The organism is Bradyrhizobium sp. (assembly GCF_016213215.1).
Taxonomy (GTDB): domain Bacteria; phylum Pseudomonadota; class Alphaproteobacteria; order Rhizobiales; family Xanthobacteraceae; genus Bradyrhizobium.
The window spans coordinates 15,103-28,335 of the sequence record NZ_JACRAW010000134.1 but is presented as its reverse complement, the minus strand read 5'-3'; the positions used below and the strand labels follow the sequence as shown (position 1 = coordinate 28,335).

General features: G+C 64.6%; 11 protein-coding genes and 1 tRNA gene. 8 read left to right on the top strand and 4 right to left on the bottom strand.

Features of this window, described 5'->3' with window-relative positions; all coding sequences use genetic code 11:
* The first annotated feature begins 172 nt into the window (after positions 1 to 172).
* Positions 173 to 1,564, top strand: a complete 1,392-nt coding sequence (locus HY852_RS21920; RefSeq protein WP_291607020.1) for a hypothetical protein — start codon at positions 173 to 175, stop codon at positions 1,562 to 1,564.
* Here HY852_RS21920 and HY852_RS21915 read toward each other — a convergent pair.
* Positions 1,522 to 2,277 (bottom strand): alpha/beta hydrolase, encoded by a 756-nt coding sequence (locus HY852_RS21915; protein ID WP_291606980.1) that lies wholly within the window; start codon positions 2,275 to 2,277, stop codon positions 1,522 to 1,524. The genes HY852_RS21920 and HY852_RS21915 overlap by 43 nt on opposite strands.
* A gap of 37 nt (positions 2,278 to 2,314) precedes the next feature.
* Positions 2,315 to 3,454 (bottom strand): hypothetical protein, encoded by a 1,140-nt coding sequence (locus tag HY852_RS21910; protein WP_291606979.1) that lies wholly within the window; start codon positions 3,452 to 3,454, stop codon positions 2,315 to 2,317.
* Between the two features lie 275 nt (positions 3,455 to 3,729).
* Between HY852_RS21910 and HY852_RS21905 the strand changes: the two genes are divergently transcribed.
* A complete protein-coding gene (locus HY852_RS21905) occupies positions 3,730 to 3,975 on the top strand; it encodes a zinc-finger domain-containing protein (RefSeq protein WP_291606978.1) in 246 nt (81 codons plus the stop codon).
* A 12-nt stretch (positions 3,976 to 3,987) separates the two neighbouring features.
* Positions 3,988 to 5,226 (top strand): FAD-dependent monooxygenase, encoded by a 1,239-nt coding sequence (locus HY852_RS21900; protein ID WP_291606977.1) that lies wholly within the window; start codon positions 3,988 to 3,990, stop codon positions 5,224 to 5,226.
* On the opposite strand, the gene HY852_RS21895 is transcribed toward HY852_RS21900, so the two are convergent.
* Positions 5,220 to 5,645 carry a twin-arginine translocation pathway signal gene (locus HY852_RS21895; protein WP_291606976.1) on the bottom strand — a complete coding sequence of 142 codons (426 nt, stop codon included), beginning with the start codon at positions 5,643 to 5,645 and terminating at the stop codon, positions 5,220 to 5,222. The two genes, HY852_RS21900 and HY852_RS21895, sit on opposite strands and share 7 nt — an antisense overlap.
* A 300-nt stretch (positions 5,646 to 5,945) precedes the next feature.
* On the opposite strand from HY852_RS21895, the gene HY852_RS21890 reads away from it, so the two are divergent.
* Positions 5,946 to 6,032: transfer RNA gene (locus tag HY852_RS21890), tRNA-Leu, on the top strand.
* A gap of 145 nt (positions 6,033 to 6,177) precedes the next feature.
* Here HY852_RS21890 and HY852_RS21885 read toward each other — a convergent pair.
* Entirely contained in the window at positions 6,178 to 7,770 is a 1,593-nt protein-coding gene (locus HY852_RS21885; RefSeq protein ID WP_291606975.1) for an ABC transporter substrate-binding protein, read from the bottom strand.
* 273 nt (positions 7,771 to 8,043) lie between these two features.
* Between HY852_RS21885 and HY852_RS21880 the strand changes: the two genes are divergently transcribed.
* From HY852_RS21880 to HY852_RS21865, 4 genes are all read left to right on the top strand, one after another.
* Positions 8,044 to 9,174 (top strand): M20/M25/M40 family metallo-hydrolase, encoded by a 1,131-nt coding sequence (locus HY852_RS21880; RefSeq protein WP_291606974.1) that lies wholly within the window; start codon positions 8,044 to 8,046, stop codon positions 9,172 to 9,174.
* A 253-nt stretch (positions 9,175 to 9,427) separates the two neighbouring features.
* On the top strand, positions 9,428 to 10,369 hold the full coding sequence (locus tag HY852_RS21875) for an ABC transporter permease (protein ID WP_291606973.1): 942 nt from the start codon (positions 9,428 to 9,430) through the stop codon (positions 10,367 to 10,369).
* Positions 10,370 to 10,382: 13 nt separating this feature from the next.
* Positions 10,383 to 11,273 (top strand): ABC transporter permease, encoded by an 891-nt coding sequence (locus HY852_RS21870; RefSeq protein WP_291606972.1) that lies wholly within the window; start codon positions 10,383 to 10,385, stop codon positions 11,271 to 11,273.
* A 115-nt stretch (positions 11,274 to 11,388) separates the two neighbouring features.
* Positions 11,389 to 13,038 (top strand): ABC transporter ATP-binding protein, encoded by a 1,650-nt coding sequence (locus HY852_RS21865; RefSeq protein WP_291606971.1) that lies wholly within the window; start codon positions 11,389 to 11,391, stop codon positions 13,036 to 13,038.
* The last annotated feature ends 195 nt before the right edge of the window (positions 13,039 to 13,233 follow it).

Genomic DNA, 13,233 nt, shown 5'->3' with positions numbered 1-13,233 from the left:
TGCCCGACAAGGCCTTGAATTGATACCATTCCTCCGGCCAAAGCCACGAACGGTCGGATCAACGTGGTCAGGGATTTGCCAAAATCAAGCCAGGCGGGCTCAAACCATAGGTAAATTCAGATTTGACCCCTGAAACGGGCATGCTAGCCAAGAGGGCGGGGAGGGACACAGCATCACCACGACCGACTTTGCGCGCGCGCGCGCGACCGGCCAGACTTGGCGGGTCGCTGCCATCGCCCTCCCCGTGATCTTGCTCGCTCCGGCCCTCTGGAACCGTTATCCGCTGCTTCAGTGGGATACCGGCGGCTATTTGGCGCGCTGGTATGAAGGCTACCTGGTCCCCAGCCGTTCAACCGTTTTCGGCCTTTATCTGCATCTCGGCGAAACTTCGAGCTTCTGGATCAATCTCGCCGTCCAGTCGCTGGTGACCCTGTGGCTCCTGCAGCTGACCTTGCGCGTGCTCGGGCTGATGCAGGTGCGCCGCTTCGTGGCGATCAGCCTCGTGCTGGCGGTCGCAACCGCCCTGCCCTGGCTTTCCAGCATGCTCATCACCGACATTTTTGCCGGGCTTTCCGTGCTGTCGCTGGTTGTCCTCATCCTCTTTGGCAAAAGGATCTCGGAGATCGAAGCATTCCTGCTGTTCGTCTTCACTGCCTTCGCCTCGGCGACCCACAGCGCGACGCTGGGCGTGCTGTTCGGGCTGTGCTGCGTGGGATGGATCGCCTACCCGTTCCTCAAGACGCGCATTCCGCTCGCCGGACTGGCGCGCGGCAGCCTGGCGCTCGCGGTGGGCAGCCTGATGCTGCTGTCGATGAACTATGCGTTCTCGGGAAAATGGGCCTGGACGCCCGGAGGCTACGGGGTCGCCTTCGGCCGCATGATGCAGGACGGCATCGTGGCGCGCTATCTCAACGACAACTGCAAGCGCCAAGATTTGAAGCTGTGCCCTTACCGCGACGAGCTGCCGGCGACCGCCGACGAATTCCTGTGGGGCAAGAGCGTGTTCAACAAGCTCGGCCGCTTCAATGGGCTCAACGACGAGATGAGCTTCATCGTGCTGCATTCACTGGCCGAATATCCCGCCTGGCAGCTTGAATCGGCCATCGCGGCAACCGCCCAGCAGATGGTGCATGTCGCCACGGGCGAAGGTACCAATGGCTGGATTCCGCACACCTACGGCATCATCGAGCGCTACATCCCCGCGCAGCTGAAGCCGATGCGCGACGCCCGGCAGCAGCATTGGGAGCTCGATTTTCACTACGTCAACTGGCTCCACGTGCCGGTCGCGCTCGCCTCGATGCTGGCGCTCGTGGCCCTGCTCGGACATTGGCTGGCGCGGCGACGGCTCGACGATCTGACGCTGCTCGCGACGACCGTTGCGCTGGCCCTGCTCGGCAACGCCTTCATCTGCGGCGTGATCTCGGGCCCGCACGACCGCTATGGTGCCCGGATGGTGTGGCTTGCGACCTTCGTGGTTACGATCGCGGTGGCCCGACATCTTTCGGGCGACGAACCCAAGCCTCAGGCCTGGCGCGAAAGGAAATCCAGCACGCCGGTCTTGTAGACCTTGTCGCCGACCGCGCGCATGTGATCGCGGTTGGGGATGTCGAGCACTTCCGAGCCCGGAATGATGTCGCCGAGCGCGCTGGCGGAGCCCGCGATTTCATCCGCCGTGCCGACCGCGATCAGAACCGGCACGGAAATCTGTGCGGCTTCCTCCTTCGTCATCAGGCCGCGCGAGCCGCGGAGACAAGCCGTAAGCGCCCGGCGGTCCGAGCGGGTTTGATCGGCAAAGGCACGGAACGTGCGGCCGACCGGATCGCTTACGTGATCAAGCGAGGGCGCTTCCAGCGCCCGCGCCACGTTCTCGCCGGGCCCGGTTCCCTCGATCAGGCCGCCAACGCCGATGCCCCCGAGGATCGCCGAGCGCAGCCGCTGCGGCTCGTTCACTCCGAGCCAAGCCGTCAGGCGCCCGCCCAGCGAATAGCCCATGACATCGGCCTGCGGGATGCCGAGGTGGTCAAGCAGCGCGAGGATGTCGCTAGCCATTGACGGAATGGCATATTGCGCGGGATCGTAAAGCTTCTCCGACTCGCCATGGCCGCGGTTGTCGAGCGCGATCACGCGGCGGCCGTTCTTCCTCAGCTCCGAGACCCAGGTCGGATAGACCCAGTTCACGTTCTTGCTCGAGGCAAAGCCGTGCACCAGCACGATCGGCTCGCCCTCGCCTTCATCGAGATACGCAATTTCAACTGCGCCGTTGCGAAAATTCGGCATCGATGGTTCCGCGCCTTTTTGGGAGAATGGCCCGAACTTAGGCCGATGCAGCGACGCCCGGAAGTGCGGGTTCGGAAAGTGCGGTCTGCCGCCGGCGCAACCGCCGCGCCTTGCGGCGATCGAGCCAGGACTGCGTCAGCCTTTCGGTCGTTGCCTTGATCGACGACACCAGGCCGAACAGCGCGAGCAGCGCACTGAACAGCGACAGCGCGAGGTCGAACACGCCGCCGGCCAGAAGCAGCGCGCCGCGACCCAGCAGCTTGATGATGGCGCGCGTCTTGCCGCCCTGGGACTCGGCAAGCCGCGCGGCGCGCGCGACATCCTTCGGCCCCTCGGCGATACGCAGCATCTCGAGCGCCCCGCGCGTACCGGTCTTCTCGGTGATGCGTCCGACATCCTTGCCCAGCCGCAGCAGGGCGCCGGCCTTTTCGGCGCGAAAGGCCGCCTTGATCGCGCTGACCGTTTGTCCCGGCCGCATCACCGAGCCTGACGCAACCGCCTTCTGCAACATCGGGGCATCGACCATTTCGCGCGCGGAACGGCCGGCCCATTTGGCGAGCCCCTCGCCAAGTCGTCCGACCTTGCGGGCGCCCTTGACCAGAGTGAGCCCGGCGCGCGCGGGCAGAGCCCCGCCCGCGGATAGATAGGTGGCCCCGGTCACGACCAGCCCCGCCGCAGCCAGGCCCAGCACCAGGTGGTCGGTCTCCTCGCCCGTCGCCAGGTGTTTGCCTTCGCGCACGACGTCCCTGATGTCGCCGAACACGATCAGATCGCCGGCAACCGTTCCCGTCAGGCTTGCCGCATCATCGACTTGGCCGGTCACAAGCCCCGTCGCGAAGCTTCTGACCGCGTGTGAGGTGGAAGCTTCTTCGGCAACCGCATCGCTGACCCGGCGCGACAATTCGTCCGGTAATTCAATGCCGCGCGACCGTGCCAGTTCGACAAAGCTGTTGGCCAGATCGGCGTCCTTGGCAGCCAGCGCCTGCTCGATGTTCTGGGCGAGCACGCCCCGGTCATTTCGCAAGAGGGAATTGAGCTTGAGCTCGGACAGTTCCGCCGGGTCCTCCTGCGCAGCCAGCACCGCGCCGGCCTGCCGGGCATGCGGCAGGATCATCGCGAACGCAAGCGCGCATGCCGTCATACCCGTCACGGCAAAGCCGATTCGCAACCAGCTCATTCGGAAAAGCCTAATGATCTCGCGCCTGCCTGCAAAATTTTCCCTGCCATGACATAGTGCGCCAAATTTGAGGCACAACGGCCCCGACGAAAGAAGGGCTTCTCGGAAACAGCAAGATTGTGTCGAATTCCGATGCTCAAATCAGCATGGGGCCGTTGCGAAACTACGATTTCGCTGTACTAGCAATCAATGGGACCCGCCGTTATGGTGCGCGCCACAGGGTGTGCTGCGCCGGTTCACGTATCTGCCGCCATTGCCACTCAAGGTGAACTACGATGTCTGATCATGTCGTTCCGCATTTCCACAACGATGCCGGCGTAGCCGTCATCGAGATTGGCTCGCAGGAGTTCATGTGCGTGGGTGCCAATCCGCCGTTCGATCACCCGCACGTCTTCCTCGATCTCGGCAACGACAGCGAAATCATCTGTCCTTACTGCTCGACGCTGTACCGCTTCGCGGCGGATCTAGGCGAAGGCGAAGCCCGCCCGCCGGAATGCGTCCTGAAGGACAAGGCTGCCTGATCGGAGGCGCACATGTCGGCCTCGCGTACCATCATCGTCGTGGGTGCCGGAATCGGCGGATTGACGGCATCGCTGACCCTTGCGTCGAAGGGCTTCCGCGTCGTTGTGCTGGAGAAGTCCGATCACCTCGAAGAGGTCGGCGCCGGACTGCAACTCTCCCCAAACGCCAGCCGCGTGTTGACTGGTCTCGGTCTACAGGAGCGCCTCGCCCTGCAGGCGGTCGTCCCCGAGGCGATCAGCATCATGAGCGCGCGGGCCGGCGGCGAGCTCGTGCGCCTGCCCCTGGGAGATGCCGCAAGCGCCCGGGCCGGTGCGCCCTATTGGGTGGTCCATCGCGGCGAGCTGCAGCAGGCCCTGGCGGCCCAGGCCAGTGAGAATCCGCATATCGAGCTGCGACTCGGATGCCATTTCGAGGACACCGCTCCCCACGCCAAGGGACTGACGGTCGCCTATCGCAACGGCAGTTCGCACCAGCAGGAGCTGGCAACGGCGCTGATCGGAGCCGACGGCGTGTGGTCGACCGTGCGCCAACACATCTTCCCGGAAGTGCAGCCGCGCTTCTCCGGCCTGATCGCCTGGCGCGCGACGCTGGAGATCTCGCAATTGCCGCGCGAGTACAGCGCGCGGCGCGTGCAGCTGTGGATGGGCCCGAATGCGCACCTGGTGGTCTATCCGATCTCCGGCGGACGCAAGATCAACGTGGTCGCAGTCGTACCCGGAACCTGGAACCGGCCTGGCGTGAGCCCGCCGGGCGACGCGTTCGAGATCAGGGACGTGTTCTCGCCATCGCAGTGGCCGGCCCCGGCGCGGATGATCGTGGGCGCGGTCGACAAGTGGCTCAAATGGGGCCTGTTCGGAGTCCCGGAAGGCAGCCCATGGAGCAAGGGCCCGGTGGCGCTGCTCGGCGATGCCGTGCACGCCATGCTGCCCTTCGCCGCGCAGGGCGCCGCCATGGCGATCGAGGATGCGGCGGTGCTCGCCAACCTGTTGGCTGACGGTGCGGCAAGCCCGGCGGAGGTGACCGCGACTTTCAAACGTTATGGGGATCTACGGCGCGCCCGCGTCATGCGGGTGCAGCGGACCGCGCGGCAGGCCGGGCACATCTATCACCTCACCGGGCCCATGGCGCTGGCACGCGACACCGTGATCCGCGCGCTCGGCGCGCAGCGCATGCTCGCGCGACAGGAGTGGATCTACAGCTGGCGGCTCGATCGGCCGCCGCAGGGCGCCAGCCTCTCAACGGCTCAGTAGACCGCGCTTCCGGATTTTGGCGGCGACGGAAATTTCGGGCGGACCGGCGGCGCGCCCGACGAATCCCCTGCGGAAGCGCCCTCGCGACACCGGTTGCGCTGCCAGGCCTCGTCGGCAAAGCGCGCCTGCCCGCGCACCGCGATGTGCTCGTTACGGTAGGCCATTTCGGCGACCAGCGGGCCGGCCACGCCGGTCTCGGCTTTCGCCATCAGGCCTTCCAGTTCGGCAGAGCGAGTGGCGAGCCGCTTGCGTTCGGGCTCGAGCTGCTTGCAGTCCCACAATTCATATTTGGCAGGGTCGGCAAAGGCCGTGCTGACGTTGTCGCCCACGCTGGCGCACCCCCCCAGCATCGCGCCTAGCGCAAGGAGCGCGAGAAACGCCGGCGCGGCGGCCCGGCAGGTGAAGGTACGAACGGACATGCGGCTCTAGTAACCTGTTTCGATTGAGATTGCCTAAAGCGACGGGTTTATGCCGTAGCGCTTCAGGTCCGTTTTGCTGGAGCATGATCCTTGCGCAACGCTTTGCCGTTTGCCGCGAGGAAAACCACGCCCCACCTTCCGGATCATGCTCTAAGCAAGGCCGGATGTCCGCATTGAGGCTTTGCCTTTACCTTTGCCTTGGGCCGGCGGCTTCTTTAAGGAAGTGCCATCTCTCCGGCCGGACAAGCTCATTCCAAACGGGCGGAAAACGCGCTAAGTATCTGATCTCGCTGAATCAATGCGGACGTGGCGGAACTGGTAGACGCAAGGGACTTAAAATCCCTCGATGGCAACGTCGTGTGGGTTCGAGTCCCACCGCCCGCACCAATGCTCAAGCTTGAGCGCACCGCCATCAAACACCCGGAGGACTCTCGGCCAGCGTCTTGTCGCGCCAGGCTCTGAGCCGCAATACGCAAATGGCCGGGGCAAGGCCCCGGCCATCGCGCATTGCGTCCGGATCAGGTCCCTCGCCCTAATCCTTCTTCTCGATGTTCCAGAACACCGGGGTTGCCGGGCCGTCGAGCACGCCGGTCAGCGACTTCCGCCAGGCGCTCGGCGCAAGATACTGGCCGAGCGGGATATAGATGACCTGCTCGAAGGCCTGCTTCTGGATGTCGGCGGCGATCTTCTTCTGCTCGTCCGGCGAAGAGGCGCGCACGAAGACATCCTTCAGCTCCTCGATCTTTGCGTCCTCCGCCCAGCCAAACCAGCCGCCATTCTTGCCGCGACCGCCGATCGAAACGTTGGCGATCGGGTTCATCACGTCGGCGGCGACCCAGTTGGTGAAGAACATGTTCCAGCCGCCCTCCTTCACCGGCTTCTGGCTGGCACGCCGAGCGACCACGGTCTGCCAGTCGGTGGCCTGGAGATCGACCTTGAAGCCGGCTTCGCGCAACAGCTGCGCCGCGACAATCGGCTGCGCCTTCAGGGTCACGACGTCACCGGGCGCCATGATCGCGATCGGCGTGCCATCATAGCCGGACTCGGCGAGCGCTTTCTTCGCTTCCGCCATGCCGCTGCCCTTCACCAGCTTTTCCGATCCGACGTCCGTCGCCAGCGGAGTGTCGCAGATGAAGAATGCACCGCAGATCTTGTAGTACTTGGGATTGCCGACCAGCGCGTCGAGCACGTCCTTCTGGTTCATCGCCAGCATGGCCGCGCGGCGTACCTTGACGTTGTCAAACGGCGGCAACAGGAAGTTCATGCGACCGAGGGTCTGGAAGCCGAACTTGTTCAAGGTTTCGACCTTGATGTCCTTGTTGCCTTCGAGGATCGGCAACAGGTCGAAGGACGGGTTCTCCATGAAGTCGACATCGCCCGACTGCAGCGCGTTCACCGCGGTCTGCGCATCCGGCATGGTGATCCATTCGACGCGATCGACCTTCACCACCTTGCCGCCGGCCGTCCAGCTCGCCGGCTCCTTGCGCGGCACGTAGTCGGGGTTCTTGACATAGACCGCCTTCACGCCGGGCTGGAACTCCGAGAATACAAACTTGAACGGTCCCGAGCCGATGTGCTCCGAAATCTGCTTGCCCTTCTCTGTCTCGGCGAGCCGCTTCGGCATCATGAAGGGCACCAGCGAAGACGGCTTGGCGATCGACTCCAGCACCAGCCCGTAGGGCTGCTTCAGCTTCAGCGTGATGGTCTTGGCGTCGGTGGCCTCGATGCTGGCGGTGAAATCCATCAGCTTCTGACCCATGCCATCGTTCCTGCCCCACCGCTGCAGGGACGCGACGCAATCTTCCGCCGTCACCGGCGCGCCGTCATGCCATTTCAGTCCGTCGCGCAAGGTGAAGGTGTAGGTGAGCTTGTCGTCGGAGACCTTCCACTCCGCCATCTGCGGCTGGACCTTGAAGTTGGCATCGGTCGACAGCAGCGTATCGTAGATCATGTAGCCGTGATCGCGAGTGATGTACGCTGTGGTGAACCCTGGATCGAGGGTGCGCAGATCGGAGTGCATCACCGCTGTGAGGGTCTTGCCCGCGGCGAAGGCCGGCGAAATCAACGCGACCGAGAGCGCAATGGCCGACAGTGCGGTACGTCGCCAGCGCGAGAAGTTGGACATTCGAGTTTCTCCTGACGTGAAACTGGTCAAAGGCAGGACATTCCGTGTGCATGCGGTCCGTTATTTAGGCGAACTAACATGCTGCAATGCCTCGAATTTTGAGACTTGCATCAAGACAGGGGGCCGTCAATCCGGTTTCGTTGCATGGGGAGTGCTGCCGGTCCGGGGACCGCCCGCCCTATTTCGCTTTACAAAGCCAACGCCACGCCGTCTCGTAAGCGCGCCGAGCCCATCCATTCGATCGACGCCTAGGATCAACTTAAGAGCCAACTAATGAATCCAGCCAATCTTCCCTTTGATACCGAAGCCATGCTGCAGGGCCTGCGCACCTGGGTCGAGTGCGAAAGTCCGACCTGGGACGCCAATGCCGTCGATCGCATGCTCGACCTCGCAGCACGCGACCTGGCGATCCTGGGTGCGACGATCGAGCGCATCGCCGGCCGGCAGGGCTTCGGCGGCTGCATCCGCGCTCGTTTGCCGCATCCCAAGCAGGGCGAGCCCGGAATCCTGATCGTCGGCCATTTCGATACCGTGCATCCCGCCGGCACGATCGAGAAGCTGAAGTTTCGGCGCGAGGGCAACAAAGCCTACGGCCCCGGCATCTTCGACATGAAGGGCGGCAATTACCTCACGCTGGAAGCGATCCGGCAATTGGCTCGCGCCTCCGTCGGCACGCCGCTGCCGATCACCGTGCTATACACTCCCGACGAGGAAGTCGGCACGCCCTCGACGCGAGACATCATCGAGGCGGAAGCCGCGCGCAACAGGTATGTGCTCGTGCCCGAGCCGGGCCGGCCCGACAATGGCGTCGTCACCGGCCGTTACGCGATTGCGCGATTCAATCTGGAAGCCATCGGCCGCCCGAGCCATGCCGGCGCCACGCTGACCTCCGGCCGCTCGGCGATCCGCGAGATGGCGCGGCAGATCCTCGCCATCGACGCCATGACCACGGCAGACTGCACCTTCTCCGTCGGCATCGTGCATGGCGGCCAATGGGTCAACTGCGTCGCCACCACCTGCACCGGCGAGGCGCTGAGCATGGCCAAGCGCCAGGCCGATCTCGATCGCGGCGTCGAAAGGATGCTGGCGCTGTCCGGTACCAGCAACGATGTGACCTTCAATGTGACGCGCGGCGTGACACGCCCGGTCTGGGAACCGGATGCCGACACGATGGCGCTCTACGAGAAGGCGCGCGGCGTCGCCAAGCAGCTCGGCATGGAGTTGCCGCACGGCAGCGCCGGCGGCGGCTCGGACGGCAACTTCACCGGCGCGATGGGCATCCCGACTCTCGACGGCCTGGGCGTGCGTGGCGCCGATGCACACACGCTCAACGAGCACATCGAGGTCGACAGCCTCGTGGAACGGGGCCGCCTGATGGCGGGTCTCCTCGCGACGCTGGAGTGAGCGCGCAGCCGTCATTCCGGGGCGATGCCAAGCATCAGTCGGCTCCAGCCGGCTTCGACAGTCAGATCGCCGAACTCGGGTAAACCCGAGTTCGGTGGACCATCCCGAATGACAAGCGCTTCCAATGGCACAGGATTTGCTCAATTGGTACGCTTGATTGGGTGGAATGCCGGGCGTCGCAAATGGTACGCTTGGCCGGGGGACAAGGCGGACGACCACGGAACGTGATTGACGCTTAGCGCAATGGATTAGGATGCTCGGATATCTCTTTCGCCGCGTGCTCGCTGCCATTCCCGTGATGGGAGTGGTCGCGCTGTTCGTTTTTCTCCTGCTCAGGCTCACCCCGGGCGACCCCGCCGCGATTCTCGCCGGAGACAACGCATCACCGGAACAGCTCGAGCGTATCCGCACCTCGCTCGGCCTGAACGAGCCGCTATATCAGCAGTTCTTCACCTGGATCGGCCGGCTGCTGCATGGTGACCTCGGCGTGTCGCTGATCTCGAACGTGCCGGTCCTCAAGATGATCGGGCAGCGCGTCGAGCCCTCGATCTCCATCGCACTGTCCACCATCATCCTTTCGGTCGTCGTCGCAGTGCCGCTCGGCGTCATCGCGGCTTGGAAGCACGGCACCTGGATCGATCGCTTCGTGATGGGACTGTCGGTGATGGGCTTTTCCGTCCCCGTCTTCGTCATCGGCTACGTCCTGATCCAGATCTTCGCCATCGACCTGCGCTGGGTGCCGGTGCAGGGCTTCAGGAGCATCACCACGGGCTTCGGCCCGTTCTTCGAGCGCATGATCCTGCCGACGTGCGCGCTGTCCTTCATTTATGTCGCGCTGATCGCGCGCATGACGCGCGCCTCGATGCTCGACGTGCTCGGCGAGGATTACGTCAGGACGGCACGCGCCAAGGGCATCAACGAGGTCGCGGTGCTGCTGCGACACGCGTTGCGCAACGCCGCGGTGCCCGTGATCACCGTGATCGGCACCGGCTTCGCGCTTCTGATCTCCGGGGTCGTGGTCACCGAGAGCGTGTTCAACATCCCCGGCATCGGACGGCTTACCGTCGATGCCGTGCTGGCGCGCGACTATCCGGTGATCCAGGCGATGATCCTGCTGACGTCGCTGGTCTACGTGACGGTCAATCTGCTGATCGACGTCGCCTACACCCTGCTCGACCCCAGAATCCGGTATTGAGAGGTCGGGACCGATGGCGATCGAAACCCTTCCCGAACCGTCAATTCCGATCACGACACCGTTGCGGCCTCGCTTCGGATTCCTGACGGCGACGCCGATCATCGCGGTCGCGACGGTCTGCCTCGTCCTGATCGTGCTGATGTCGATCCTGGCGCCGCTGCTTGCCCCGCACGACCCGATCCAGCTTGCGCCGGCGCAGCGGCTGAAGCCGTCCAGCGCGCAGTTCCTGCTCGGCACCGACGCCTTCGGCCGCGACCTGTTGTCCCGCATCATCCATGGCGGACGCATCTCGCTGATTATCGGCGTCGGTGCGGCCGTCCTTTCGGTCGCGATCGGGCTCCTCATCGGCCTCGTCTCAGGCTTCTTCAAATGGGTGGATGCCGTGATGATGCGGGTGATGGACGGCTTGATGGCGATCCCGAGCATCCTGCTTGCCATAGCCGTCGTGTCGCTCTCCGGCGCCAGCCTCTGGACCGTGCTCGTCGCGATCACGATCCCGGAGATTCCGCGCGTGGCGCGCCTGGTGCGCTCGGTGGTGTTGTCGGCGCGCGAGGAGCCCTATGTGGAAGCGGCGATCTCGGTCGGCTCCAGCCTGCCGAAGATCATGTGGCGACACCTGATGCCGAACACGATCGCCCCGCTGATCGTGCAGGGCACCTATGTCTGCGCCTCCGCCATCCTGACGGAGGCGATCCTCTCCTTCCTCGGCGCCGGCATCTCGCCGGAAACGCCGACCTGGGGCAACATCATGGCAGAGGGCCGCCAGTACTTCCAGATCAAGCCTGCCCTGATCTTCTGGCCGGGCGTGTTGCTGTCCATCGCGATCCTTTCCATCAACCTGATCGGCGATGCCGCGCGGGACGCGCTCGATCCGCGCATGAAGCAGCGGGAGGGCGTGAAGTGATGATCTCACCGCGTCATTGCGAGGAGCACAGCGACGAAGCAATCCAGGCTGCCAGCATGAGGCTCCATTTCTGGATTGCTTCGCTTCGCTCGCAATGACGGAAGAAAGCGAGCAGATGACCGATCCCATCCTCGATATCGACAACCTCGTGGTCTCGCTCGGTAGGAAACCGAACGGGCCCAAGATCATCGACGGCGTCTCTTTACGGGTAGCCCAGCGCGAGACGCTGTGCGTGGTCGGCGAAAGCGGCTCCGGCAAGTCGGTGACCTCCCTCACCGTCATGGGCCTGTTGCAGAAGGGCGCGCTCACGGCAACGGGCGGCAGCATCAAGCTCGTCGGCGAGGACTTGCTGAGCGCGAGTGATCGCCGGCTGCGCCAATTGCGCGCCACGCGCATGGCGATGATCTTCCAGGAGCCGATGACGGCGCTCAACCCGGTGGTGCCGGTCGGCCGGCAGATCGACGAGGTGCTGCGCGCCCATACCGATCTGGATGCCAGGACTCGGCGCAAGCGCATCCTCGACATGATGGAACAGGTGCACCTGCCCCAGGTCGATCGCATCTTCGCTTCCTACCCGCACCGGCTGTCCGGCGGCCAGCGCCAGCGCATCATGATTGCGATGGCGCTCGTGCTCGAGCCGAAGCTTCTGATTGCCGACGAGCCGACCACAGCGCTCGATGTCACGACCCAGAAGCAGATCCTCAGCCTGATCCGCGAGCTGCAGCGCAATCACGGCACTGCCGTGCTCTTCATCACCCACGACATGGGCGTGGTCGCTGAGATCGCCGACCGCGTCGCGGTGATGCGCGAGGGACGGCTGGTCGAGACGGGACCGCTCGAGACGATCCTGCGCAACCCGACCATGGAATACACCCGCGACCTGCTCGCCTCCGTTCCGAGCCTGGTGCCGCGCCCGCCGCGGCCCGAGTCGCAGGAGCCGGTCGTGCTGGAAGCGAACGAGCTCGGCAAGGTCTATCGAGAGCGCTCCTTCTTCGGCAAAGCGCGCGAGGTGGTTGCCGCCCAGGACGTCACCCTCACCCTGCGCAAGGGCCGCACGCTCGGGATCGTCGGCGAAAGCGGCTCCGGCAAGTCGACCGTCGCGCGTTGCATCGTGCGCCTGATCGATCCGACCTCCGGCGGCATTCGCCTGGTCGGGCGCGAAATTTCCGATTTGTCGCGGCAGCTGCTGCAGCCGCACCGCAAGCGGATCCAGATCGTGTTCCAGGATCCCTACCGCTCGCTCAATCCCCGCATCACCGTCGGCGAGAGCATTGCAGAAGGTCCAGTCAACTACGGCATGCCTCGCGAGGAAGCACTCAAGAAGGCATGCGAACTGCTCGAGCTGGTGCACCTGCCTCCGGACGCGGTCTCGCGCTACCCGCACCAGTTCTCCGGCGGCCAGCGCCAGCGCATTGCGATCGCGCGGGCGCTCGCGCTGGATCCCGACGTGCTCGTCGCAGACGAAGCAGTCTCGGCCCTCGACGTCTCTGTGCAGGCCCAGGTGCTCGACCTCCTGGACGAGATCCAGAGCCGGCTCGGGATCGCGCTGCTGTTCATCACCCACGATTTGCGCGTTGCAGCACAGATCTGCGACGACGTCGTCGTGATGCAGCATGGGCGGATCGTCGAACAGGGACCGGCGGCGGGAGTCCTGACCCATCCGAAGCAGGCCTATACCCGGGCGCTGCTCGATGCCGCCCCCGGCCGCGGCTGGGACTTTGCCAATTTCCGCCCTGTGGACGCGGGCGCGGTGACAAGTGCGTGAGCCACACAATTCTTCATTCCGGGGCGCGGCAAAGCCGCGAGCCCGGAATCCATGCTCATGACTGTGGCGATGGAGTCCGGGCTCGCCGCTACGCGGCGCCCCGGAATGACGGCGGAGTGGTTGCGCGCGCTTGCAATGACCCAACTCCCTGCACGGCATGCAAAACGGAATTGCTTCCTCGCTTGCGCTTGCTGC

Bases quoted from the DNA above. Each gene is read 5' to 3' on its own strand.
- HY852_RS21865 (WP_291606971.1), top strand. From the start codon at position 11,389: ATGACCGATCCCATCCTCGATATCGACAACCTCGTGGTCTCGCTCGGT.
- HY852_RS21875 (WP_291606973.1), top strand. From the start codon at position 9,428: ATGCTCGGATATCTCTTTCGCCGCGTGCTCGCTGCCATTCCCGTGATG.
- HY852_RS21915 (WP_291606980.1), bottom strand. From the start codon at position 2,277: ATGCCGAATTTTCGCAACGGCGCAGTTGAAATTGCGTATCTCGATGAA.
- HY852_RS21880 (WP_291606974.1), top strand. From the start codon at position 8,044: ATGAATCCAGCCAATCTTCCCTTTGATACCGAAGCCATGCTGCAGGGC.
- HY852_RS21895 (WP_291606976.1), bottom strand. From the start codon at position 5,645: ATGTCCGTTCGTACCTTCACCTGCCGGGCCGCCGCGCCGGCGTTTCTC.
- HY852_RS21900 (WP_291606977.1), top strand. From the start codon at position 3,988: ATGTCGGCCTCGCGTACCATCATCGTCGTGGGTGCCGGAATCGGCGGA.
- HY852_RS21870 (WP_291606972.1), top strand. From the start codon at position 10,383: ATGGCGATCGAAACCCTTCCCGAACCGTCAATTCCGATCACGACACCG.
- HY852_RS21885 (WP_291606975.1), bottom strand. From the start codon at position 7,770: ATGTCCAACTTCTCGCGCTGGCGACGTACCGCACTGTCGGCCATTGCG.
- HY852_RS21910 (WP_291606979.1), bottom strand. From the start codon at position 3,454: ATGAGCTGGTTGCGAATCGGCTTTGCCGTGACGGGTATGACGGCATGC.
- HY852_RS21905 (WP_291606978.1), top strand. From the start codon at position 3,730: ATGTCTGATCATGTCGTTCCGCATTTCCACAACGATGCCGGCGTAGCC.